At 36.5% G+C, this 24,138-nt stretch carries 22 protein-coding genes and 1 tRNA gene; 11 read left to right on the top strand and 12 right to left on the bottom strand.

All coding sequences use genetic code 11. From position 1 onward, the window contains the following. Nucleotides 1-44 precede the first annotated feature (44 nt). The gene (locus C8C84_RS03025; protein ID WP_121312122.1) at nt 45-536 is read left to right on the top strand and encodes a DUF6646 family protein; all 492 of its coding nucleotides are present in this window, start codon (nt 45-47) and stop codon (nt 534-536) included. 10 nt (nt 537-546) lie between these two features. Further along, nucleotides 547-1,122: an alkylphosphonate utilization protein gene (locus C8C84_RS03020; protein ID WP_121312121.1), complete on the top strand. Its 576-nt coding sequence runs from the start codon at nt 547-549 to the stop codon at nt 1,120-1,122. 261 nt (nt 1,123-1,383) lie between these two features. On the opposite strand, the gene C8C84_RS03015 is transcribed toward C8C84_RS03020, so the two are convergent. The 3 genes from C8C84_RS03015 to C8C84_RS03005 form a co-directional block, all read right to left on the bottom strand. Then, nucleotides 1,384-2,937 (bottom strand): aldehyde dehydrogenase family protein, encoded by a 1,554-nt coding sequence (locus tag C8C84_RS03015; protein WP_121312120.1) that lies wholly within the window; start codon nt 2,935-2,937, stop codon nt 1,384-1,386. A gap of 195 nt (nt 2,938-3,132) precedes the next feature. After that, nucleotides 3,133-3,669, bottom strand: coding sequence for a 3-hydroxyanthranilate 3,4-dioxygenase (locus tag C8C84_RS03010; RefSeq protein ID WP_121312119.1), 537 nt, complete (start codon nt 3,667-3,669; stop codon nt 3,133-3,135). Nucleotides 3,670-3,729: 60 nt separating this feature from the next. Then, the gene (locus C8C84_RS03005; protein ID WP_121312118.1) at nt 3,730-4,839 is read right to left on the bottom strand and encodes an endonuclease/exonuclease/phosphatase family protein; all 1,110 of its coding nucleotides are present in this window, start codon (nt 4,837-4,839) and stop codon (nt 3,730-3,732) included. Nucleotides 4,840-4,978: 139 nt separating this feature from the next. Between C8C84_RS03005 and C8C84_RS03000 the strand changes: the two genes are divergently transcribed. From C8C84_RS03000 to C8C84_RS02980, 5 genes are all read left to right on the top strand, one after another. Further along, complete coding sequence (locus tag C8C84_RS03000; protein ID WP_121312117.1) at nt 4,979-7,777, top strand: TonB-dependent receptor; 2,799 nt, start codon at nt 4,979-4,981, stop codon at nt 7,775-7,777. A gap of 12 nt (nt 7,778-7,789) precedes the next feature. Then, nucleotides 7,790-8,410 carry a choice-of-anchor J domain-containing protein gene (locus C8C84_RS02995; RefSeq protein WP_121312116.1) on the top strand — a complete coding sequence of 207 codons (621 nt, stop codon included), beginning with the start codon at nt 7,790-7,792 and terminating at the stop codon, nt 8,408-8,410. Between the two features lie 5 nt (nt 8,411-8,415). Beyond that, nucleotides 8,416-9,789 (top strand): DUF5689 domain-containing protein, encoded by a 1,374-nt coding sequence (locus C8C84_RS02990; RefSeq protein ID WP_121312115.1) that lies wholly within the window; start codon nt 8,416-8,418, stop codon nt 9,787-9,789. A 97-nt stretch (nt 9,790-9,886) separates the two neighbouring features. Continuing rightward, nucleotides 9,887-11,791, top strand: coding sequence for a S9 family peptidase (locus tag C8C84_RS02985; protein WP_121312114.1), 1,905 nt, complete (start codon nt 9,887-9,889; stop codon nt 11,789-11,791). Nucleotides 11,792-11,803: 12 nt separating this feature from the next. Further along, a complete protein-coding gene (locus tag C8C84_RS02980) occupies nt 11,804-13,087 on the top strand; it encodes a hypothetical protein (protein ID WP_147406807.1) in 1,284 nt (427 codons plus the stop codon). A 31-nt stretch (nt 13,088-13,118) separates the two neighbouring features. On the opposite strand, the gene accC is transcribed toward C8C84_RS02980, so the two are convergent. From accC to pdxA, 6 genes are all read right to left on the bottom strand, one after another. Beyond that, nucleotides 13,119-14,465, bottom strand: a complete 1,347-nt coding sequence (accC, locus tag C8C84_RS02975) for an acetyl-CoA carboxylase biotin carboxylase subunit (protein ID WP_121312112.1) — start codon at nt 14,463-14,465, stop codon at nt 13,119-13,121. A 137-nt stretch (nt 14,466-14,602) separates the two neighbouring features. Then, on the bottom strand, nt 14,603-15,079 hold the full coding sequence (gene accB, locus C8C84_RS02970; RefSeq protein ID WP_121312111.1) for an acetyl-CoA carboxylase biotin carboxyl carrier protein: 477 nt from the start codon (nt 15,077-15,079) through the stop codon (nt 14,603-14,605). 24 nt (nt 15,080-15,103) lie between these two features. After that, entirely contained in the window at nt 15,104-16,105 is a 1,002-nt protein-coding gene (locus tag C8C84_RS02965; RefSeq protein ID WP_121312110.1) for a beta-ketoacyl-ACP synthase III, read from the bottom strand. Nucleotides 16,106-16,263: 158 nt separating this feature from the next. After that, nucleotides 16,264-16,458, bottom strand: a complete 195-nt coding sequence (gene rpmF / locus C8C84_RS02960; protein WP_121312109.1) for a 50S ribosomal protein L32 — start codon at nt 16,456-16,458, stop codon at nt 16,264-16,266. A gap of 9 nt (nt 16,459-16,467) precedes the next feature. Beyond that, complete coding sequence (locus C8C84_RS02955) at nt 16,468-17,007, bottom strand: DUF177 domain-containing protein (RefSeq protein ID WP_121312108.1); 540 nt, start codon at nt 17,005-17,007, stop codon at nt 16,468-16,470. Nucleotides 17,008-17,092: 85 nt separating this feature from the next. After that, the gene (gene pdxA / locus C8C84_RS02950; protein WP_121312107.1) at nt 17,093-18,139 is read right to left on the bottom strand and encodes a 4-hydroxythreonine-4-phosphate dehydrogenase PdxA; all 1,047 of its coding nucleotides are present in this window, start codon (nt 18,137-18,139) and stop codon (nt 17,093-17,095) included. A 60-nt stretch (nt 18,140-18,199) separates the two neighbouring features. Here pdxA and C8C84_RS02945 point away from each other — a divergent pair, with 60 nt between their 5' ends. Continuing rightward, complete coding sequence (locus tag C8C84_RS02945; RefSeq protein WP_121312106.1) at nt 18,200-18,790, top strand: riboflavin synthase; 591 nt, start codon at nt 18,200-18,202, stop codon at nt 18,788-18,790. Between the two features lie 478 nt (nt 18,791-19,268). Here C8C84_RS02945 and C8C84_RS02940 read toward each other — a convergent pair. Next, a tRNA-Ile gene (locus C8C84_RS02940) sits at nt 19,269-19,342 on the bottom strand. Nucleotides 19,343-19,450: 108 nt separating this feature from the next. Continuing rightward, on the bottom strand, nt 19,451-19,852 hold the full coding sequence (gene mce / locus C8C84_RS02935) for a methylmalonyl-CoA epimerase (protein ID WP_121312105.1): 402 nt from the start codon (nt 19,850-19,852) through the stop codon (nt 19,451-19,453). 183 nt (nt 19,853-20,035) lie between these two features. Between mce and rbfA the strand changes: the two genes are divergently transcribed. Beyond that, nucleotides 20,036-20,428: a 30S ribosome-binding factor RbfA gene (gene rbfA, locus C8C84_RS02930; protein ID WP_121312104.1), complete on the top strand. Its 393-nt coding sequence runs from the start codon at nt 20,036-20,038 to the stop codon at nt 20,426-20,428. Between the two features lie 111 nt (nt 20,429-20,539). Then, on the top strand, nt 20,540-21,739 hold the full coding sequence (locus C8C84_RS02925) for an FtsX-like permease family protein (protein ID WP_121312103.1): 1,200 nt from the start codon (nt 20,540-20,542) through the stop codon (nt 21,737-21,739). Here C8C84_RS02925 and dusB read toward each other — a convergent pair. Beyond that, entirely contained in the window at nt 21,736-22,728 is a 993-nt protein-coding gene (gene dusB / locus C8C84_RS02920) for a tRNA dihydrouridine synthase DusB (RefSeq protein ID WP_121312102.1), read from the bottom strand. The two genes, C8C84_RS02925 and dusB, sit on opposite strands and share 4 nt — an antisense overlap. A gap of 170 nt (nt 22,729-22,898) precedes the next feature. On the opposite strand from dusB, the gene C8C84_RS02915 reads away from it, so the two are divergent. Continuing rightward, a complete protein-coding gene (locus C8C84_RS02915; protein WP_147406806.1) occupies nt 22,899-24,056 on the top strand; it encodes a hypothetical protein in 1,158 nt (385 codons plus the stop codon). The last annotated feature ends 82 nt before the right edge of the window (nt 24,057-24,138 follow it).

Below are 24,138 nucleotides of genomic sequence, written 5' to 3'. Positions count from 1 at the left end.
TACTATTTTTAATGGACTATATTTGCACTTTAAATTCGATACAAATGAAAAAAATTACATTGATTGCTCTTTTATTGACAATAGGTTTTGCCAATGCGCAAGCCTTTAAAGGGAAAAAGGATGTCAAATTCCAAGTAGGTGCCACGATGCAGGAATATGCGACCGGAATTGCTGTTATGACAGATTATGGTTTGGGTGATAACATTTCGGTTGGTGCTTCAGTTTCCTATCTTTTAAATACTACGGAAAGAGGCGGAACCCCAAAGTTTGATGACCGATTTGATGCGAAATTGCGTTTCAATGCAAATATTGGCAATGTAATCAACATCAGCGATAAATTTGACTTCTATCCGGGATTGGATTTAGGATTGCGAAATTTCGGTGCTCATTTTGGCGCAAGATATTTCTTTACCCAAGGTTTCGGAGTTTATTCTGAAGCCGGATTTCCTTTAGCAAAATACAATCCGGATGCTATAGGTTACGAACGATTTAACAACCAGTTTGTCTTTCAGATTGGTGCAACATTTAATTTATAAGAGATAGATAATGAGCATTGTTACTGAGAAAAGATTGAGAGACAGAAGCGATTCTAAATGTGAAATCAGCGGAAGCGAAGAAAATTTAGTAGTGTATTTGGTAGCACCAAAAACCGAAGATGTTCCTGAGAACTGTATTTTAATCACAAAATCTTTAAAAGACCAAATCGAAAATCCAGATACAACTAATGCCAATGATTGGCGTGGTTTAAGCGAAAGCATGTGGAATGAAAATCTTCCGGTGCAGATTGTTTCTTGGAGAATGTTAGCACGTTTGAAAAATCATGATTTGCTTGATATGATGTATTTGGATGAAGATGCGCTTGAATGGGCAAAAGCTACCGGAGAAGGCGAAGAGGAAGAAGGTAAAATTGTGCACAAAGACAGCAATGGCAATCTTTTATTCGATGGTGATTCCGTGGTTTTGATAAAAGATTTGGATGTAAAAGGGGCAAACTTCACTGCCAAACGCGGTGCAGCCGTTCACAATATCAAAGTGGTTTGGGACAATGCCGAACAAATAGAAGGCAGAGTCGAAGGACAACACATTGTGATTTTGACCCAGTATGTTAAGAAGACGAAGTAGGTCTATTTGCGAACAAATTAAAAATTTAAACTATGTTTGGTGGTCATCCAATTAAGTTTGTTGGAGCTATTTTTATTGGACTATTCAATGGTTTTAAAGTCAGCATAAAAACATCAATAGAAGAGAGGCCTCTGCTCGCATTTATAGTAGGGTTAATAACTATTTTAGTTGTCTTTTTAGTTTGTATTAATATTGTTTGAAAACATAAAAAAACCCTGCGTAATTTGCAGGGTTTTCTTTTTTTATTTCTTTTCCGATTAATTACAAATCAAATTTAATCCCTTGTGCCAATGGCAAACTCGTAGTATAATTGATTGTATTGGTTTGTCTTCTCATATACACTTTCCAAGCATCAGAACCAGATTCGCGGCCACCGCCGGTTTCTTTTTCACCACCAAAAGCGCCACCGATTTCAGCTCCTGAAGTTCCGATGTTGACGTTGGCAATACCACAATCTGAACCGGCAACCGAAAGGAAAGCTTCCGCTTCACGCAAGTTGTTGGTCATAATGGCAGAAGACAAACCTTGTGCTACACCGTTCTGGATTTCAAGCGCATCAGTGACATCGCCTGAATATTTTAATAAGTATAAAACCGGTGCAAAAGTTTCGTGTTGCACGATTTCGAATGAATTATCTGCTTCAGCAATCGCAGGTTTTACGTAACAGCCGCTTTCGTAACCTTCGCCCGAAAGAACACCGCCTTCAACCAAAATTTTTCCACCTTCGGCGACTACTTTTTCTAAAGCTTTGCTGTACATTTCAACGGCATGCGTATCGATAAGCGGTCCAACGTGGTTGTTTTGGTCCAAAGGATTTCCGATTCTCAATTGACCATAAGCACCAACAATCGCGTCTCTTACTTTGTCGTAAATACTTTCGTGAATGATTAATCTACGGGTAGAAGTACAACGTTGTCCTGCCGTTCCAACGGCGCCAAAAACTGCTCCGATAACCGTCATTTTAATGTCAGCATCCGGTGTTACAATAATGGCATTGTTTCCGCCCAATTCTAATAATGAATTGCCCAAACGAGCCGCACAAGCTTGCGCTACGATTTTACCCATACGGGTTGAACCGGTTGCAGAAACTAAAGGAACGCGTTTATCATGCGTCATCATTTCGCCTACTTTATAATCACCGTTGATTAAACAAGAGATTCCTTCCGGAAGGTTGTTTTCTTTTAAAACTTCAGCGATGATATTTTGACAAGCGATACCACATAAAGGTGTTTTTTCAGAAGGTTTCCAAACGCAAACATCACCACAAATCCATGCTAATGCTGTGTTCCAAGCCCAAACGGCTACCGGAAAATTAAACGCTGAAATAATTCCAACGATTCCTAGCGGATGGTATTGTTCGTACATTCGGTGACCCGGACGTTCTGAATGCATGGTTAATCCGTGAAGTTGTCTCGATAAACCAACGGCGAAGTCACAGATGTCAATCATTTCCTGAACTTCTCCATAACCTTCTTGTAGTGATTTCCCCATTTCGTAGGAAACTAATTTCCCAAGTGGTTCTTTATATTGTCGCAATTTTTCACCAAACTGACGCACGATTTCGCCACGTTTTGGCGCCGGCATCAAGCGAAAGGTTTTGAAAGCTTCGCTCGCAGTTTGCATTACTTTTTCGTAATCTTCTGCGGTTGTTGTTTTTACTTTTCCGATTAATTGTCCGTCTACGGGAGAATAACTTTCAAGAAGTTCACCGTTTGAAAAATGGTTATTTCCGGTGGAAGTTCCTTCGTTAATGGCTTTTACACCCAATATTTCTAAAGCTTCGGTCATGCCGAATTGTTGCGCAATTGTTGACATTTGATAGTTTGTTTTATATTTTTAGCAAAAGTAAAGGTTTATTTTGAATATTTTGAAATTAGCCCGGATAGGAATGGTATCCTTTTATTGTTTGCAAAACGCCGTTCGACTGTACTTAGTCTCCGCTCAGCATATACTGCTCAGGGGTGACAAACAATAAAAGATATAATGGATAGCCGGAATAGCTTCTAAAAATTATTTTGTAGTAAATCTTGGATCGGTATCCATTACAGTGTTGCATTTTTCACAGGTTCTTAGCTTTTCAGAATTGTAAAAATGATTGAAATGTTTTAGAAAATCTTTTTCGATGTCATTTAATTCAAAATAAACTTCGTAAAGTTTGTGGTTGCATTTATCACAAAACCATAATAAACCGTCGGGAATGTCTTTGCCGTCTCTTTTGCGTTCTACGACTAATCCTATGGAGTTTTCAGTTCGTGACGGTGAGTGAGGCACTTTAGCAGGAAGCAGAAACATATCGCCGGCGGAAAGTTTCATGGCTTTTTTTTCGCCATCTTCTTGGATATAAACGGTGATTTCGCCTTCGAGTTGGTAGAACAGTTCTTCGGTTTCGTTGTAATGATAGTCTTTTCGGGCGTTTGGACCGGCAACAATCATGACAATATAGTCGCCTGAATCGACATACAAATTTTTATTGCCAACCGGTGGTTTTAACAAATGACGATTTTCGGCTATCCATTTATTAAGGTTGAAGGGTTTTGCTACAGTCATTGCTTAAATTTTAGGTAAAGTTATAAAATAAAAAATCCCGATACTATCGGGACTTTCAAATTATTTAATTTCTTTTATCAAATAGATATAGACAGGAAAGTGGTCACTAAAACCAATTTCATTTGTGCCATGTCTGAGAGGATAGCCTTTATATTGACCGGTTTTGGTTATCATATACGGTTTGTTATAAATTCCGGCTTTCCAATAGCGGAATGAAGAATAATCAGGTTTTATCAAAGCTTCTGACACCATAATTTGGTCAAAAATATCTCCGGCATCGCGATAGAATAAAGAGGAATGACCTTTATAAAACATTTCTTCAAACGGATTGTAGATGCCAAATTGTTTTACTTCTTCTTTTTTGCGTTTGGCGCCAATGCCTTCTTTTACACTTTTATTATAAGAACCATCATTTAAATCACCCATAGTAATGATTTTAGCATTTGGGTTAATTTTAAAGATGGAATCCATGATTTGTCGGTTTAGTCTTCCTGCTGCTTCACGGAAAGGAGAGCTTTTTTTCTCACCACCGGAACGCGATGGCCAGTGATTGACAATGATATTTACCTCTTCACCGTCAAGGAAACCAGTTACTAAAAGTTGGTCACGAGTATAAACTCTCTCATCTTTACCTATTGCTTCCGTTTTTTCAGATACAACTTCTTCAGTTGGATCTTTGTCTTTAGCATTAAAATTCATTTGATTTCTATAAATGAGCAAAGGAATATTTTTAAAGCTGGTAGGCTTAAAATGCTTTTTTTGGTACAAAAATCCCACATCGATTCCGCGTTTGTCTGGGGAATCAAAGTGAACAATACCATAGTCTTTATTAATAAGAAGCGGTTCTTTGACTAAATCTTCTAAAACACTTCTGTTTTCAATCTCACAACATCCAATTAAGGTTGGAGAATTATTTGGATTTTCACCAGTTCCTATTTCTGACAAAACTCTGGCTAAGTTGTGTAGTTTTTGTTTGTATTTGGCAGAAGTCCAGCTTTGGTCACCGTTAGGCAACCATTCTTCGTCATTGTTTGAACCATTGATGGTGTCAAATAAGTTTTCCAAATTGTAGAAAGCAACTGTATGAATATTATACTTTTTTGCTTGTCCATTAGCTCCGAATATTGCGAATAAAACAAAGAAAAGAGCTATCAGTTTTTTAATTCTCATAAAATGTATATTAATTTAATATCAAGTTTTTTACAAACTTCGAGCCAAAAGTAGATAATATTATTAAAAGATGTACATTTGTCGGCTGTTAAGTTTTCATTAACACTTAACTATAGAAAAAATTAATTTTATTTTATTTATGAAAAAACTTGTTATTAGTACTTTATTTGTGATGCAAGTGTTTTTTGTTTTTGCGCAAACTACTACTGGAATTACTGGTAAAGTAGTAGATTCGAAAACACAAAAACCATTACAAAATGTCGTTGCTTCTATTCAAAACACTGTTTTAACCACTTTAACAGATGGGACAGGAGCTTTTATTTTTAAGGATGTTCCAAAAGGTAGTCAATTAGTGCAGATTAAAAGTGCCGGCTACAAAGATCAATTATTAGTAGTTGAGGTTGAAACCGGTAAACTGGTAGATTTAGGGGTTATTGTTTTTGAAGAAGACATTACTTCTGAGCAACAGTTAAGTTTGGTTACCATTACGGAAAATGATTTAGGGGATGACAACAGTGGTTCTGAAAGTACTTCAGGATTGTTGCAAGCGACAAGAGATGTTTATCAGCAGTCAGCGGCCTTTAACTGGGGACAAGCTCGTTTTAGAATCAGAGGATTGGATAATGAGTATGGAACGACCATGATTAATGGTATTGTGATGAATAAATTATATGATGGAAGGCCACAATGGAGTAACTGGGGAGGTTTGAATGATGCTACTCGAAATCAAGAATTTACGATGGGATCGGCACCTTCTGATTACACATTTGGAAATGCATTAGGAACTCAAGAAATTAATGCCAGAGCTTCTGTCTACCGTCCGGGATCAAGAATTTCTATGTCGGGAACCAATACAAATTACAGTTGGAGAATGATGGGAACCCATGCATCAGGTTTAAACAAAGATGGTTGGGCTTACGTAGTTTCTGCTTCAAGAAGATGGGCGCAAGAAGGTTATTTTGATGGGACTGATTACAGTGCGAATTCATTATTTGCCAGTGTTGAGAAAAAATTCAACGAAAAACACAGTTTAAATATTACTAGCATTTTTGCTCAAAACAGTAGAGGGAAATCATCTCCAAATACTCAAGAAGTTACAGACTTAATGGGAGTTAAATACAATTCTTATTGGGGATGGCAAGATGGGAAAAAGCGTAATTCAAGAGATAAGGATGTTGACGAGCCGATGGTGATGTTATCACATTATTGGAAACTTTCAGAAAGAACTAGTTTGAATACAAACTTGGCATACCAAACGGGACGCATATCTAACTCAAGATTAGAGAATCCGCTTGGAAACAATCCGGATCCTACTTATTACAGAAAACTTCCGAGTTATTATTATAATGATCCAACACAATGGATAATACCTCCGGGAGGTACAGAACCAATCAATCCAGGTGCCGAACTTGCAAGAGAGGAATTCCTGAATAATAGTCAAATCGACTGGAATAGTATGTATATTGCTAATCAAAATACGGCAACAGGTGAAAGTGCATTTGTTTTAACTGAGCAACGTAATGATGACACTAGCGTAACGGCAAATATGTTGTTGAACAGTTCTTTGTCAAACAATATTAGCTTTAATTCAGGTGTAAACTTTAGAAATGTCAGATCGCATAATTACGCTGTTGTTACTGATTTATTAGGAGGCGATTATTTCTTAAATGTTGATCGTTTTTTCCTTGGAGATAATGCACAATTCGATTTAAACAATCCTAATCAACAAGTTGTTGAAGGCGGAACAGCCGGATACAACTATAATTTATTTGCCAACGTAGTGGATGGGTTTACCCAATTTAAATTCAATTACAGTAATTTCGATTTCTATTTAGCACAAACTTTTTCAAGATCAGAGTATCAAAGAGAAGGATTGTACAGAAGCGGAAACTATGCTGACAATTCTTTTGGAAAAGGGAAATCTAAAGTTTTTGAAAACTTTGGTTTTAAAGGAGGCTTGACTTACAAATTGTCTGGTCAACATTATTTCGATTTCAACGGAATGTACCTTACAAAAGCACCTAACTTGAGAAATAGTTTCTATAACGCAAGAAGAAGTAATGAGTTTACAGAAGACTTAACCAGCGAAAACATTGTTAGTGCCGACGCAAGCTACATATTAAGAATGCCAGGTTTTAAAGCAAGATTAACCGGTTTCTTCTCTAGAGTTAAAGACGCCACCGAAATTGCATTTTTCTATGCAGAAAACGTTGGTGACAATGAAGGTGATGAAGATTCTTTTATTACAGAAATCGCAACAGGAATTCAAAAACAAAATCTTGGAGCCGAACTTGGTTTAGAGTATCAAATTACTTCGACTATTAAAGTAACTGGAGCAGCTTCTTACGGACAATACATTTACTCCGGGAACGCTAGATTGCAAACAAGTGATGATGCTTTAGCATCACAAGGATTAAGTCCGTTGACTGATTTTGGAACTATTTACCTAAAAAATTATCACCAACCGGGAATGCCACAACAAGCCTATTCATTAGGATTAGAATATCGTGATCCAAACTTCTGGTGGGTTGGTGCTAACGTGAATTATTTATCAGATAGTTACATCAGTATTTCGAAAATCATGCGTACTGATAACTTTAGTATTGATGATGCAACAGGAGACAATTATTCCGGAGCAACACCTGAAACAGTTAGAGATATACTAGAACAAGAAAAATTTAATAGCTTTACATTAGTAAATTTAACGGGTGGTAAATCATGGAGAATCAGCAAGAAAAGCAGAGATACATTTGGTATATTTGCTACAGTGAATAATCTTTTTGATATTGAATATAAAACAGGTGGATTTGAACAATCAAGAAAAGCAACATTCCCTGATTTACAGGCTGATAATGCTAATGGAACACCGTCATTTGGGCCTAAATATTTCTATGGTTATGGAAGAACGTATTTTGTTAACTTCTACATCAACTTCTAAAAAAAATAGACAATGAAAATTAAATTTTTAAAAACAATGTTTTTGTTAGTACTTGCCTCAGGTGTATTAACAAGTTGTGTAGGTGATGATGATTATGTTATTCCTACTGTATATGACTATCATTTTAGTGAAGGATTTGGTTCATCGCCAACTGGTAGTGGTTCGAATGAAGTGGCTATTGCTTTAGAAGGATGGGTAAATTACAACGCAACAGCAACCCGTTTGTGGCATGCAAGAGCATTTTCAAATAATACTTATGCAGAATTTTCTTCATTCTATTCAGCAGCAGGAACTAATGATACCGCTTGGTTAATTACTCCGGCTATAGATTTAACAACAACTTCCGGCGAAATTTTATCTTTCGTTACAAAAACAAGATTCGCTAACGGATATCCATTAACTGCTTTTGTTTCTACAGATTATGACGGAACAACAGCAGGGATTGCCACTGCTACATGGGAACCGATTACTTTTACTACACCTACTGTTGAAGATGTGTTCGTAAATAGCGGAAATATTGATTTGAGCGCGTATAATAGTAACAACGTTAGAATTGCATTCAAATATACAGGAAGCAAATCTGGAGTTACCACTACTCTTCAATTAGACAACATTAAGATTTCTAAAAATTAATAGCTATGAAAAATTTAAAATTATTATTAACAGCTGTCGTTCTAGCTTCTTTGACAAGTTGTGTGAACGATGATAAATACGATACTCCGGATTTATCAAATGAATGTGTCAGCATTCCTAAAACTAAGGAAGTTGTCGATATTACAAATGCTGCAACAGCAAATGCCGTTCCTTATACGACAGACGAAACGGTAACGGATTATATTGAAGCTTACGTTACTTCAAGTGATGAAGGAGGTAATTTTTATAAATCAATTTCTATGATGTCATTAGACGGATTGAAAGGATTTAGTATGCCAGTTGACAACTATAATCTGTTTAACGAGTTTGAACCGGGTAGAAAGGTTACCATTAAATTGGATAAAAATAGGTATTTCAATACCCAACATGGTTCTACCGTTATCGGATCTACTTATAGTGGAGGTGTTGGAAGAGTTTCAGGTGTTGAATATAAAAATGTGATTTTCAGATCATGTGATAAAGTAGGTGAAAATGAGATTGTAAAGAACTTGACTATTACTCAAGCCAAAAGCAATCAATATTTAAACATGTTGATTGAGTTTGATGGAGTTCAGTTTACGGATCCTTCTTTAGGCAAAAAATACTACGACGCATCATTAAACAGTATCGGCGGTGCAACAAATCACGAAATCTCTGACCAATTCGGGAACAAAGTAATTGTTAGAGTAAGTGAATATGCCAAATTTGCTGGCGAGGCAGTACCTTCAAAAAATGGTAAAATCCGTGGTGTAATGACAAAATTCAACAATGATTTCCAATTTATGATTAGAACGCTTAACGATGTTAATGTTTCTGGAGACAGATTGGCTATTGATTTATCTCCGCCAATTGGTGGAACCGCTTTGGTATATGGTGGAACTTTGAATGAGCCTTTTACTACTTATACGACAACAAATCAACAAGTGTTTCCTAAATACATCAACGATGCAGCTACAGGAAGCAGATATTGGCAGATAAAATCTTTTGGCGGAAACCGTTATATCCAAATGAGTTCTTTTGGTGGTACAGCAGAAGCCAATAGAACATTGTTCTTGGTTCCTGTTGACATGACAGCGGCAAGTACTCTTTCATTTAAAACTTTATCCGGATTTGATAACGGCGCTGTGTTGAAAGTATATTATACGACCGATTATACGCCTGGAACACAGATAACAACTGCAACGTTAACTAACATCACCTCAAGTTTTACCATTCCATCAGGACCAGCTTCGGCTTATGCAGCAACGTTCACTTCTAGTGGCGTTTACAATATCCCTGCAGGAGTTACAGGAAACGGATTCTTTGTGTTTGAATATGTTGGAAACGGTACAAGCGGACCAACAACAACAATGCAGATTGACGATATTGTTATAAACTAATTAAATTTTAGTTGTTTATAAAAAGCCATTCTTAAAGGATGGCTTTTTTTATGAGTATAATTTAGTATTTTTAGGCCAAAATAAAACACATTCATCCATGAAGAAACTTTTGTATATAATGATTAGCATTACGAGTTTTACAACATCAGCCCAAGAAGTTTTGAGCCCGGAAACCCTTTGGAAATTAGGAAGAGTAACATCTTTGGGTGTTTCAAAAGACGGCAAATCTGTGGTTTACAAAGTAGCAACGCCTTCTGTAGCCGAAAACAAATCGATTACTAAATTCTACACCATTCCGGTAACCGGTGGAACACCAACCGAAGTACAAGACACCCAAGAATTGCTTTCAGATAAAAACGTTTCTCCAGATGGTTTATACATTCTTTCGAGTAAAGAGGTAAAAACTGAAAATGTATTAGGTAAAGACATTTATTCCGATTTAAACAAAGCTGATGCTCAAGTATACAACGGTTTAGATTACCGCCATTGGGATACTTGGAACAACGGAACACACAATCATGTTTTTTATGCTTTGAATAAAGGAACAAAAGCCAAGCCAATCGATATCATGCCAAACGAACCTTTTGACAGTCCGCAAAAACCTTTTGGTGGCGATGAAGATTACATTTGGTCGCCCGACAGCAAAAGCATCATCTATGTTTGTAAAAAGAAATCAGGAACTGACTATGCTGTTTCCACCAATACCGATTTATACGAGTATAATATTGAAACCAAAACCACTAAAAATCTAACCGAAAGCAATCTCGGTTACGATACCAATCCAATTTTTTCTCCAACCGGAAATCTGACTTGGCTGCAAATGAAACGCGACGGTTATGAAGCCGATAAAAACGATTTGATTGTGCGTTTCAAAGGAATGGACATGAATCTTACCGCCAATTGGGATGGAAGTGTTGATAATTTCCTTTGGAGTGCCGATGGTAAAAAAGTGTATTTCACAGCAGCTGTTGATGGCGCCAAACATTTATTCGAAGTCAATTTTCCCGGTTTAACCCGAATTGCGGTTACCGTTAGACAAATCACTTCCGGAGATTTTGACGTGAATGATTTAGTTGGTTTCTCAGGCGATAACATTATCGTGACCAGAACTGATATGAATCACGCAAGCGAAATTTATTCGTATAACTTCAAGAAAAAAACTTGGGTTCAATTGACCAAAACCAATGACGAATCCTACGCTAAATTGGCTTTGCCAAAATACGAAAGACGATACGTAACTACAACCGACGGAAAAAAAATGTTGGTTTGGGTAATTCTTCCACCTAATTTTGATAAAACCAAAAAATACCCAACACTTTTATATTGTCAAGGCGGACCACAATCCCCGTTAACACAAACCTATTCTTTCCGTTGGAACTTCTCCTTAATGGCTTCTCAAGGTTATGTAGTCGTAGCGCCAAACCGTCGCGGAATGTATGGTCACGGACAAGCTTGGAACGAACAAATCTCTAAAGATTGGGGCGGACAAGTAATGGATGACTATTTGTCGGCGATTGATGATGTGGCCAAAGAAACTTACATCGATAAAACGCGTTTAGGGGCTGTTGGAGCGAGTTATGGTGGTTATTCGGTATTCTATCTTGCCGGAATTCACAACAACCGTTTTAAAACGTTTATTTCGCATTGTGGTGTTTTCAATTTAGAAAGTATGTATGGCACTACCGAAGAAGTGTTCTTCAATAATTGGGATCATGGCGGCGCTTATTGGGAAAAAGAGAATGCTGATGCACAAAAAGCTTACACCAAATTCAACCCAATCAAAATGGTGGACAAATGGAACACACCTATTTTAATTATCCAAGGCGGAAAAGATTACCGTGTGCCAATAGGACAAGGACAAGAAGCTTTCCAAGCAGCACAACTTCGTGGAATTAAAAGCAGATTTATGCTTTTCCCGGAAGAAAATCACTGGGTTTTAAAACCACAAAATGCTTTAGTTTGGCAACGTGAGTTTTACAAATGGTTGAACGAAACTTTGTAAAGTAACATGAATATGATGCGTGAATATCCGATAAGGACGTTACTTGTCTTTGGCGTTTTATTACGCATCATTGTTCTGTTTTTTTACCAAAGCATTTCTATTTTTCCGGACTCTCAAGGCTATTTAGATTTATCCGAATTACTCCTAAATTTTAATTTATCAGGTTACGATGGCACTCGAAGCCCGGGCTATCCGTTGTTGCTGTCTTTTGCCGGCGGAACACTTTGGATAGCAGTATTTTTTCAGCTTTTGATTGGTATTGCCAGCATGGTAGCTTTGTATAAAATTCTATTGATTTTAAAATTTAACGTTAAAAGCGCCTTGTTCTTGACGATTTTAATGAACAGTTTTTTACAGGTGGTTTTTTATGAAATAGCCATTTTGACCGAATCAATCACTTTGTTTGTCTTCCTGTTGATTTTTATGGTCTTGCTAAATGATTATTTCGAAAAAAAAGCTGTTAGAACCGATTTAAAAATGGGCTTTCTTTTAGCATTTTTAGTACTTATAAAACCGTTCTATATTTTTGTTCCATTCATAATTTATGGGTTTTACATTCTGAAAAAGAAACCTTTCCTTTTGTTTTTCAGCCAAAAAATTATCCTGCTATTGTTTCCAATGACTGTTTTTTTAGGTTGGTCAGCTGTTAACAGAATCAATACGGGTTATTTTGTTCCAACTACATTTTATGGGTTCAACATAGCGCAAAACTGTGTGTCTTTTGCCGAGAAATCACCTGAAAAATACAAAGACATTGCCGCTATTTACGTCAAGAATAGAGAAAAAATGAAAGCAAATGAGGAAGACATTGCTATGGCAATTTGGAGTTCTTATCCCGAGCTTAAAGCACAGACACAATTATCCTTTCCGGATTTGTCAGCGTTATTGAATGAATTCAGCTGGGCAACAATTAAGCAAAATCCATCCGATTATTGGAAGCAAGTTTTTGTCTCTTGGTCAGATTTTTGGCGAACAGCCATTTATTGGAATTTGGATGAATTTGCAAATAAACAGCCAGGGTCAGTTTTTGAAACAATATGGCATTTTCAACATTATTTCCTGAAACTATTTAAATTGCTTTTTCTCGCTAATGTTGTTTTGTTATTTATTGATTTTATCAGAAATAGAAAATGGACTAGCGAAATAATCATCACTACAATCATAATTGCTGCCTCTATTTTGCAAGCTTTCACAACTTATGGCTCCAATTCAAGGTTTAGTTATCCTTTTGAATTTTTAATGATTATTGTTGTCTTGCTGCAGCTAAAGAAAATGGGTTTTAATAGATATTTATAAAAAAACCCCACTAATTAGTGAGGTTTTCTATTTATTCCGGATCGTTCATTTTAAAACTCTCCATAAACTTCGTAGTATAATTTCCTGCCACATAATCCGGCTCATCCATCAACTGTCTGTGGAATGGAATCGTGGTTTTTACACCTTCAATGTAAAACTCGTCCAAAGCGCGTTTCATCTTGTTGATGGCTTCTTCTCTGGTTTGCGCCGTTGTAATCAACTTAGCAATCATAGAGTCATAATTTGGCGGAATCGTATAACCTGCGTAAACGTGAGTGTCTAAACGTACTCCGTGTCCACCCGGCGCATGTAAAACCGTAATCTTACCCGGCGAAGGACGGAAGTCATTATAAGGATCTTCAGCGTTGATACGACATTCTATAGAGTGCAATTGTGGTAAATAATTTTTACCCGAAATCGGCACACCGGCCGCTACTAATATTTGCTCACGAATCAAGTCATAATCGATAACTTGTTCTGTGATTGGATGCTCTACTTGGATACGAGTATTCATTTCCATAAAGTAGAAATTTCGGTGTTTGTCTACCAAAAATTCTACCGTTCCTGCACCTTCATATTTGATGAATTCTGCTGCTTTTACAGCGGCTTCACCCATATTGGTTCGCAATTCGTCAGTCATGAATGGAGACGGAGTTTCCTCAGTCAACTTTTGGTGACGACGTTGAACCGAACAATCTCTTTCTGATAAGTGACAAGCTTTTCCATAAGAATCGCCTACCACTTGAATTTCGATATGACGTGGTTCTTCGATTAATTTCTCCAAATACATCCCGTCATTACCAAACGCTGCCGCTGATTCTTGTCGAGCACTTTCCCATGCTTTCAACAAATCTTCTTCTTTCCAAACGGCACGCATTCCTTTTCCACCACCACCGGCAGTAGCTTTCAACATCACCGGAAAGCCCATGCCTTTAGATAATTCTAAGGCTTGTTCGTAAGATTCTAAAAGACCTTCAGAACCGGGAACACAAGGAACTCCAGCTGCTTTCATGGTCGCTTTCGCCGAAGCTTTGTCTCCCATACGGTCAATCATTTCAGGAGAAGCACCAATAAATTTGATACCGTGTTCCTGACAAATTTTAGAGAATTTCGCGTTTTCAGATAAGAAACCATAACCCGGATGAATCGCATCGGCATTAGTGATTTCTGCAGCCGCAATGATATTCGACATTTTCAAGTAAGATAAATTACTTGGCGGTGGTCCAATACAAACGGCTTCGTCTGCAAACTTTACGTGTAAACTTTCCGCGTCGGCTGTTGAGTAAACTGCCACGGTCTTGATGCCCATTTCTTTACAGGTTCTGATGACGCGAAGCGCAATTTCACCTCTATTGGCAATTAATATTTTTTTAAACATCTTTTTATATTAGATTGTTAGACAATTGGATTGTTGGATTTTTAGATTGCTTCGCCAGTTTCGCTGACGCCCATGGATTATTAGAGATTTGTTTAAAAGTCTAATAATCTAGTAATCTAATAATCTAATAATCTAAATTATGATGGGTCTACTAAGAATAAAGGTTGGTCAAATTCTACCGGAGACATATCGTCTACTAAAATCTTCACGATTTTTCCGGTGATTTCTGCTTCGATTTCGTTGAATAACTTCATCGCTTCTACTACACAAAGTACGTCACCTTTTTGGATGGTGCTACCAACTTCCACAAAAACCGGTTTGTCCGGAGATGGTTTGCGGTAGAATGTTCCAATCATTGGAGATTTTATAGTAACATATTTCGAATTCTCATCAGCAGCAGGAGCAGCAGCAGGAGCAGCAGTCACGGGAGCAGCAGCAACCGGAGCAGCAATAGCTTGTTGCATTGGCGCTTGTTGTACGTAAGTAATATCAGGTGAGTTTCCTTCTAAGGTAGTTCGGATTGTAATTTTAATGTCACCTGTCTCTAACTTCACTTCAGCTACGCCGGAATTGGATACAAATTTGATTAGGTTTTGAATTTCTTTTAAATCCATAATTAGTTAGTTTTAGAATTAGTTTTATTGTTGTTTGTTGTATGCCCATTTTAGATAGATAGAACCCCAAGTGAATCCACCACCAAATGCTGCAAAAATTAAATTATCGCCTTTTTTAAATTGATTTTCAAAATCACTCAACAACAAAGGTAATGTTGCTGAAGTAGTATTGCCATATTTTTGAATATTTACCAATACTTTTTCTTCCTCTAAGCCCATTCTGTTAGCAGTAGCATCGATGATTCTTTTGTTCGCTTGGTGTGCAATTAACCAATTTACATCTTCTTTGGTTAAGTTATTGCGCTCCATGATTTTCTCACTAACATCGGCCATGCCTGAAACAGCATATTTGAAAACCGTTTTTCCGTCTTGAAAAACAAAGTGTTGTCCATTAGCAACCGTTTCGGCTGATGGAGGAAGAATGGAACCGCCGGCATCAATTTTTAGGTATTCTCTACCGATTCCGTCGCTTCTTAAAAACTCGTCTTGAAGACCAAGCCCTTCGTAATTGGGTTCAAATAAAACGGCTCCTGCACCATCTCCGAAGATAATACAAGTTGCTCTATCGGTATAGTCAATGATAGAAGACATTTTATCGGCACCAATTAAAAGTACTTTTTTGTATCTACCTGATTCTATGTAAGCTGCAGCATTCGACATTCCGAATAAGAAACTTGAACAAGCGGCTTGTAAATCATAAGCAAAAGCATTAACAGCACCAATTTGACTGGCCACATAAACACCTGTCGCAGCCACGGGCATATCCGGTGTTGCGGTTGCCATAATGACCAAGTCTATTTCTGCGGGATTGATATTGGCTTTAGAAATTAAATCTTGAGCGGCTTTGATGGCTAAATAAGAAGTGCCTTTTCCTTTTTCTTTTAAAAGTCTTCTTTCCTTGATTCCGGTACGAGTGGTAATCCATTCGTCATTGGTATCAACCATGGTTTCCAGTACTTGATTTGAGAGTACAAATTCCGGAACATAAGCTCCAACTGCGGTTATTGCGGCTGTAATTGTAGTCATAAAAATGGTATTTTTCCAGTCGATTTTTTGAAATCGAAAAGTTGTGGAAATTACAAAAAAAAATTATACCTAAGGTGATTAGGATTGGATATTTGCTAAAATTAATTAAAACAAAAAACTCCCATAAAGTGGGAGTTTGTTTTGTAAAAAAAACTTAATTAAGCAACAGCTACTGATTTATCAATAACTACTTGTCCTCTGTAATACATTTTTCCTTCATGCCAATAAGCTCTGTGGTATAAATGCGCTTCACCGGTTACCGGGCAAGTAGCGATTTGAGCAACAGTTGCTTTATAATGAGTTCTTCTTTTGTCTCTTCTTGTTTTGGAGATTTTTCTCTTAGGATGTGCCATTGTACTATATTATTTATCCGTTAATAGTTGTTTTAATTTGTCCCAACGTGGGTCAATATCATCTTCTTTTGTTACTTCTTTTGCTTCTTTTACTTGTAATTCGTTTAGTTTTTTTAATGCTTCTGTCTGTAATGTTCCGTCTTTTACACCAGGATGAACCCTTTTGAGAGGCACAGACAATACAATCATTTCATAAATGTATTGTGATAAATCTATTTGATGTTCGCCATGAGTTAAGATCAATAATTCATCATTATCATTATTGAATTCGTCCCCAAACTGAACAACCAATTTAATTTTTCCTTTAATAGGTAAATCAAATGGCTCTCCGGTTAAGTCACAAGGAACGTTAACAGTTCCATTGTGTTTAAAGTTGATTTCCAGCATGGTTGACTTTTTTTCCAAGACAACATTTACTGCTACATCACAACTTTCGAATTCATCAAAACTAAATCCGTCAAAGAACTTTTTGTTTATTTTAAACTCAAACTGATGCTTTCCTAATTTTAACCCTGCAAAAGGAATTAAATATTCATTTGTACTTTTCATCTAAACAACAATTTGACCCGACATTTCGGGAGTGCAAAGATATAAAATTATTGTAATTCCAATAACCTTATGAACATTTTTTTGTTTATAACTGTTTTTCTTTTGTTTTCAAGGGGTTCTTGCTGATTTCCAGGTGTTGAAATCTAGAATTATAAATGTCAATCGCTGTATAAACCGCTTCCTTGAACGAATTATAGTCGGCAACTCCTTTTCCGGCAATTTCATATGCCGTTCCATGATCAGGAGAAGTTCTTATTTTATTTAAACCTGCCGTGTAATTAACACCATTTCCAAAAGACAAAGTTTTAAACGGAATTAACCCTTGGTCGTGATAAGTGGCCAAAACGGCATCATATTTTTCATATTGATTGCTGCCAAAAAAACCATCGGCAGCAAAAGGCCCAAAAACCAAAGTGCCTTTTTCAAACAATTTTTTTAATGTAGGTTTCAAAATTTCATCGTCTTCTTTTCCAATCACACCGTTATCCCCGGCATGTGGATTCAAAGCTAAAACCGCAATTTTTGGTTTGTTTATATTGAAATCTTGAATCAAAGATTTTCTGATGGTTTCAATTTTTTGAATGATTAATTTTTCAGTCAAATGTTTGGCTACCTCGTTTACCGGAATGTGATCTGTTAATAAACCAATTCTTAAATTATCTTGAACCATTAGCATTAAAGCATTCCCTTCTAATTCTTTGTCTAAATAATCGGTATGACCCGGAAATTTAAATTCTTCTGATTGGATATTGTATTTATTAATTGGTGCAGTGACTAAAACGTCAATTTGGTTTTCTTTTAAGGCTTTGGTAGCAGCGACGAATGATTTTATAGCATATTTTCCGATGTTTTCGTCATTTTGCCCAAAATTCAAATCAACACCGTCACGCCAAATGTTCAAGACATTGATTTTCCCAACGACTAGTTGCTCTATTTTATCAATACCATGTAATGGAGCCGTAAGTTCCAGTGTTTTTTTGATAAATGAAAGCACTTTTACATTGGCAAAAATAACCGGTGTGCAAAGCTCCAGCATTCTGGAGTCTTCAAAAGTCTTAAGGATTACTTCGCTTCCAATACCGTTTAAATCTCCAATGGATATTCCAACGATTATATTTTCTGCTTTTTTCATAAGAAGGACTAGTTATTTATTGCTAATTTTGAAGTGCAAATTTAGTAAAATAAAACCATAATGTTTACAGGAATAATTGAAACCCTTGGAATAGTCAAAGAAATACGGAAAGATAATGACAATATTCACGTAACGGTTTCCTCTTCGATAACCCATGAATTAAAAATCGACCAAAGTGTCGCGCACAATGGAGTTTGTCTTACGGTAGTGGCCATTAATAATGATGAATATACGGTAACGGCTATTAGAGAAACTATAGAAAAAACGAATCTCGGCGATTGGAAAACAGGAGATTTGCTCAATTTGGAACGCGCCATGAAATTAGGTGACCGACTTGACGGTCATATAGTTCAAGGCCATGTAGACCAAATCGGAATTTGTAAACTGATAGAAGAGGCAAACGGCAGTTGGTATTTTACTTTTGAATACGACAGCAAATTAAACAACATTACGATCGAAAAAGGTTCAATAACGGTTAACGGAGTTAGTTTGACTGTTGTTAATTCCAAAGGAAATGAATTTAGTGTGGCGATTATCCCTTATACTTTTGAGCATACTAACTTTAAAACTTTTAAAATCGGCTCAAAAATAAATTTAGAATTTGATGTTGTGGGAAAATACGTTGCGAGATTGCATTCTTTAAGACAGTAACTTTTAACTTTTATGCATTTAAAAAGAAAAAAGCATCCGAATTAATGGGATGCTTTTTTTATGTTTAGTTTGTAAATTTTGTATAGTCCGAGACCTAATGAAATAATCATCAATAGTAATATGCCTCCGTCCAAAGGCAAGCCTGGCGGCGGCGGCGGCGTTGAAGGCTGCGGTGGTTCAATAGGTGCCGCGTAGGTAGCTAAGCTACACAACGACACAACCAGAATGACAATTATTCTATTCGGGACAATTTTCATAGTGCGTAAAAGTATAAAAAAAATCTAATCACCAAAATAAATTAATTATTTAATCCGTTATGTTAATAGAAATTTAATGTTTAAAAGTACTTATTCTACGGCAGATTGTCGTTTTTTTTCTAAAAATTATGACAAAAGCACATTCTAAATAAACGAATTTTTTTTCTTTTAGGTTTTTAATCAGACAAAAAAAAGACCTCAATAGAGATCTTTTTTTGTTGTGGTCCCACTTGGGCTCGAACCAAGGACCACCTGATTATGAGTCAGGTGCTCTAACCAACTGAGCTATAGGACCGGTTAATATTTCACTTATTCCATATTTATTTTGGTGTTCAGTGAATAAAGCCTGGGCTTTATTTGAGGTTGCAATATTACTACTATTTTTGTTTCGTTGCAACTATTTTTATTGGATTTCTTGACAAAGCTCAATCAAAACACCGTTGGTGCCTTTCGGATGTAAGAATGCAACCAGCTTGTTATCAGCGCCTTTTTTAGGTGTTTCGTTTAATACAATGAAGCCTTCATTTTTTAAACGTTCCATTTCTGAAATAATATCTTCCACATCAAAGGCAATGTGGTGAATGCCTTCGCCTTTCTTTTCCAGGAATTTAGCGATTGGGCTTTCGGGATTGGTGGCTTCTAATAGTTCTATTTTATTTGGGCCGTTCATAAAAAAGGAAGTTTTTACGCCTTCGCTGGCGACTTCTTCTTCTTTATAAGGCGGATTTCCGAAGAGTTTTTCAAAAAGGAGGTTTGACGTTTCTAAACTTTTTACCGCTATACCTATATGTTCTATTTTTCTCATGGTTTGTACTTTAACCGCAAAGTTCGCAAAGTTTTTGCAAAGTCCGCAAGGATGCCGTGGTTTTTAATTTAGCCCCGATAGAAGCGGCACGAAGTAGAGCGGATAGCGGGAAAATGGCCGGCTGAAAATGCCAAAACTTTCGCTTCTGGGCGTTATAAAAATTTAAAATTGTATTTTTGCGCTATGGAAACGAACAGACAGAAAAAAATTGGCAGTGTATTGCAAAAGGATTTGGTAGATATTCTTCAGGGAGAAGTGCGTAAAAACGGCATTTCTAACTTGGTGATTTCAGTTTCAAAAGTGAGTGTAACTACCGATTTGTCTATTGCCAAAGTTTATTTGAGTGTTTTTCCACAAGACAAGGCCGCAGCTTTATTGGAAGCCATTAAAACCAATGCACCTTTAATCAAACACGATTTGTCGCAAAGGGTAAAACTACAATTGCGTAAAGTTCCGAATTTGGCTTTCTACATTGACGATTCGTTGGATTATATTGAAAAAATTGACAATGCTTTGGCCGGAAAAGAGAATCCGATTGAAAATCGTGACCTTTTAGACAAACGCAAGAAATTTTAAAAGGCGTATTTAAAAAAATAATTGTTCAATCTAATTGCCCAATTATTTTTTTTAATTCAAAATTATACCAGAAATAATAAATTTGTCCAAAACCAATAATATAAGTATAATTTGAATTTCTCGTTATACATAGCCAAACGTTATCTTTTTAGCAAAAGTAAAAACAATGCTATTAATATTATTACGGGTATCGCTTCAGTAGGCATTATTGTTGGCGCCATGGCTTTGTTTGTGGTGCTTTCTGTTTTTAGCGGGTTGCGTGATTTTAGTTTGTCATTCTCCAATGACTTTGACCCCGATTTGAAAGTCAATCCCATTTCCGGAAAATCTTTTTTTATTAGTCCGAATCAGGAAAAAGAGCTTAAAAATATTGATGGTGTTGCTTCTTACAGCAAAGTCGTGGAAGACCGCGTGCTTTTCTTTTTTGACGGAAAAGAGCAAGTCACTTATTTAAAAGGTGTCGATGTCAATTTTACCAAAACCAACGTGGTTGACCAAAATTTGGTGAACGGAAAATGGTTGGAACCCAATACTGTTCAAGTAGTGATTGGTTATGGAATTTCGGAGAAGTTATCTCTTGGACTTTATGATTTTAATAATGCTTTTGAAGTTTACGTACCGAGAAAAGGCAAAGGTGTTATCGAAAGTGAAGCCGAAGCCTTTAACAAAGCGAAGTTGATTCCGATTGGGATTTATGCCATCAGCGAGGATTTAGATAGTAAATATGTGTTTTGTGATTTGATTTTGGCGCAGTATTTATTAGAATTGAAGGCCAATCAGATTTCGGGAGTAGAAATTAAACTGAAACCTGAAGCAGAAGAAGAAATAGTTATTGAAAAACTGAATACTTTGTTTCAAAATAAAGTCGATATCAAAAACAGAGCGCAACAAAATGCTACTTTATATAAAATGTTGAATACCGAGAATATTGCCGTGTATTTGATTTTTACTTTGGTGATTATTATTGCGCTCTTTAACTTAATTGGCGCACTGATTATGATGGTTTTGGATAAAAAAAGCAATTTAAAAACGCTTTACAATTTGGGTTCCGAGATCAAAGATTTGAAGAAAATATTTTTGTTGCAAGGCAGTTTGCTGAGTCTTTTTGGTGGCATAATTGGATTACTTTTGGGCGTAATTATTGTGGTGATTCAGCAACAATTTAATTTGGTTATGATTACCGAAACCTTAGCTTATCCTGTAGTCTTTAGTATTCAAAATGTAGTGATAGTCTTCTTGACGATTGTATCTTTAGGCTTTATTTCCAGTTGGATTGCGAGTAGTAGAGTAAGTAAAAAGTTGTTGGATTAAACAAACTGAAAACCGGAATAAACGTCTTGAATTTCATCCAAAGTTTTGAACAAAGATTCAGCAGATTCCAGCGTAACCAATTTTAAACGGTGTTCCTTAAAGTTGGGAATTCCTTTAAAGTAATTGGTGTAGTGACGGCGCATTTCTACAATTCCCACGCGTTCGCCTTTCCAGTCCATAGACCAAGTGAGATGGTTTCTCGCGGCTTCAATTCGGTCTGCCATTGTAGGTTGTGCCAAATGTTCTCCGGTTTTGAAATAGTGCTTGATTTCGTTAAAAATCCAAGGATAACCAATCGCAGCGCGACCAATCATCATACCGTCAAGGCCGTATTTATTTTTGTATTCCAATGCTTTTTCAGGCGAATCAATATCACCATTTCCAAAGATTGGCATCTTAATTCTTGGGTTTTCTTTAATGCGTTGAATGTGTGACCAATCAGAATGACCTTTGTACATCTGAGCACGAGTTCGGGCGTGAACCGTTAAAGCTTGTACACCAATATCTTGTAAACGTTCGGCGACTTCGTCAATATTAATAGAATTTTCATCCCAGCCTAATCGCGTTTTCACCGTAACCGGAAGAGAAGTCCCTTTAATAACGGCTTTGGTCAAACGTACCATTAAATCGACATCTTTTAAAACACCGGCGCCGGCGCCTTTGCACACGACTTTTTTCACAGGACAACCAAAATTAATATCGACTAAATCCGGTTGGACAGCATCAACAATTCTTGAAGACATTTCCATCGCTTCTTCATCACCGCCAAAAATTTGAATCCCAACAGGACGTTCATAATCAAAGATGTCCAACTTCATTCGGCTTTTCATCGCATCGCGAATTAATCCCTCAGAAGAGATAAATTCCGAGTACATTAAATCGGCGCCGTGTAACTTGCAAAGTCTGCGGAATGGAGGATCACTCACGTCTTCCATAGGCGCAAGAAGCAAAGGGAAATCAGGTAAAAGGATGTTGCCTATTTTGGGCATAGTGTCAATATAATTTTTTGCAAAGGTAAAAATCTATTATTAATAACCCTTAAATGATTATTAATCTTCGAGTGGATGAAATAAAATTAGAAACAAAGTAATGTTATATAAGGAAAAACATTAAATTTGAATTCTATACATCTTTAAACCAACCAATTAAACATTTTATCATGAAAAAACAATTACTAATTCTGCTGCTTTCAATGCTGACTTTGGTTAGCTGTAGTGATGACAGCAATAATTCTTCGGGTCAAAAAACAGGAAAGTTAAGAGGTAAAGTAACCACTATTAATACCCATAAGGCTGTTGGTGGTGCTTTGGTATTTGCTTTTGACGATGAAAAAAATATTTATTACACCTATAGCAATGCAACGGGTGATTTTGAATTAGATACGCCAATTGGTGATCGAGTAGTACATATTCAAACGGGTGATGGATCAAATTTCAGAACGACCATTAATCTTGTTGTGCAGGAAAATCAAACACAACAATTAGAAGAAGCATCGCTAAGATTAGACCAAGTAGCCAGAGTAGCTTATGTAAACGGAAGTTTTGACAATATCGAAGATATTATTGCCTCTTTAGGATATGAAGCAGAGCAAATTACTTTTAGTCAATTATCCGATTACAGTATTGTTTCGCAGTATGATATTATCTTTTTGAACTGTGGTTCCATATCAGGAAATATAGCTACTAATACAACCGTTACGAATAATTTAGGCCAATTTGTAACCAATGGCGGAAGTTTGTATGCTTCAGATTGGTCCGTTGCCTATTTAATAGGAGGAGATACCAATACCAGTTCTTGTAATGAAACAGGTGGTTTTATTTCTGATACAACACTTTGCTCAGTTAATAATGGAGGTTCAGGAACACTAAATGCTTCTATTACTAATGCGGCATTAGCAAATGCTATCGGACTTTCAACGTTAGATATTGAATATGATCTTGGTTCTTGGCAAAAAATTGTTACTGTAGATGAAAGTTTTTGGGAAGTTTTGGTTAGAGATGCTAACACAAACGAAGCATTGATGATAAAAACCAATAATTTCTTTGATCAAAGTTTGGTTGGAAGCAGAGTAGGAAATTCTCAAAATTCGGATTGGATTACTATTTGTCACGTTCCGGATGAAAACGGAAGTGAGCCAATAACAATTACTATAGAAGCGGCGGATTTACAATCTCATTTGGATCATGGCGATACTTTAGGTTCTTGTTCAGCGGTTGGAACAAGTGGGACAATTTATTATACTACATTCCACAATCACGCCAACCAAAACATTGGAAACTCTCAATTCATACTCGAACATGTGATTTTAAATCTTTAATAAAAAGTGCTCCGATAAGGAGCATTTTTTATTTAAAACCTTTGCAAAATAAGTATTTAATCAATCCAAAACTTTGACTTAT

The sequence above is a fragment of the Flavobacterium sp. 102 genome, from assembly GCF_003634615.1.
Lineage (GTDB): Bacteria > Bacteroidota > Bacteroidia > Flavobacteriales > Flavobacteriaceae > Flavobacterium.
The sequence above is the reverse complement of the archived record's forward strand: the minus strand, read 5'-3'. Positions and strand labels throughout refer to the sequence as shown.

Coding starts and splice junctions, on each gene's coding strand:
- C8C84_RS03025 (WP_121312122.1), top strand. CDS start 45: ATGAAAAAAATTACATTGATTGCTCTTTTATTGACAATAGGTTTTGCC.
- C8C84_RS03020 (WP_121312121.1), top strand. CDS start 547: ATGAGCATTGTTACTGAGAAAAGATTGAGAGACAGAAGCGATTCTAAA.
- C8C84_RS03015 (WP_121312120.1), bottom strand. CDS start 2,937: ATGTCAACAATTGCGCAACAATTCGGCATGACCGAAGCTTTAGAAATA.
- C8C84_RS03010 (WP_121312119.1), bottom strand. CDS start 3,669: ATGACTGTAGCAAAACCCTTCAACCTTAATAAATGGATAGCCGAAAAT.
- C8C84_RS03005 (WP_121312118.1), bottom strand. CDS start 4,839: ATGAGAATTAAAAAACTGATAGCTCTTTTCTTTGTTTTATTCGCAATA.
- C8C84_RS03000 (WP_121312117.1), top strand. CDS start 4,979: ATGAAAAAACTTGTTATTAGTACTTTATTTGTGATGCAAGTGTTTTTT.
- C8C84_RS02995 (WP_121312116.1), top strand. CDS start 7,790: ATGAAAATTAAATTTTTAAAAACAATGTTTTTGTTAGTACTTGCCTCA.
- C8C84_RS02990 (WP_121312115.1), top strand. CDS start 8,416: ATGAAAAATTTAAAATTATTATTAACAGCTGTCGTTCTAGCTTCTTTG.
- C8C84_RS02985 (WP_121312114.1), top strand. CDS start 9,887: ATGAAGAAACTTTTGTATATAATGATTAGCATTACGAGTTTTACAACA.
- C8C84_RS02980 (WP_147406807.1), top strand. CDS start 11,804: ATGATGCGTGAATATCCGATAAGGACGTTACTTGTCTTTGGCGTTTTA.
- accC (WP_121312112.1), bottom strand. CDS start 14,465: ATGTTTAAAAAAATATTAATTGCCAATAGAGGTGAAATTGCGCTTCGC.
- accB (WP_121312111.1), bottom strand. CDS start 15,079: ATGGATTTAAAAGAAATTCAAAACCTAATCAAATTTGTATCCAATTCC.
- C8C84_RS02965 (WP_121312110.1), bottom strand. CDS start 16,105: ATGACTACAATTACAGCCGCAATAACCGCAGTTGGAGCTTATGTTCCG.
- rpmF (WP_121312109.1), bottom strand. CDS start 16,458: ATGGCACATCCTAAGAGAAAAATCTCCAAAACAAGAAGAGACAAAAGA.
- C8C84_RS02955 (WP_121312108.1), bottom strand. CDS start 17,007: ATGAAAAGTACAAATGAATATTTAATTCCTTTTGCAGGGTTAAAATTA.
- pdxA (WP_121312107.1), bottom strand. CDS start 18,139: ATGAAAAAAGCAGAAAATATAATCGTTGGAATATCCATTGGAGATTTA.
- C8C84_RS02945 (WP_121312106.1), top strand. CDS start 18,200: ATGTTTACAGGAATAATTGAAACCCTTGGAATAGTCAAAGAAATACGG.
- mce (WP_121312105.1), bottom strand. CDS start 19,852: ATGAGAAAAATAGAACATATAGGTATAGCGGTAAAAAGTTTAGAAACG.
- rbfA (WP_121312104.1), top strand. CDS start 20,036: ATGGAAACGAACAGACAGAAAAAAATTGGCAGTGTATTGCAAAAGGAT.
- dusB (WP_121312102.1), bottom strand. CDS start 22,728: ATGCCCAAAATAGGCAACATCCTTTTACCTGATTTCCCTTTGCTTCTT.
- C8C84_RS02915 (WP_147406806.1), top strand. CDS start 22,899: ATGAAAAAACAATTACTAATTCTGCTGCTTTCAATGCTGACTTTGGTT.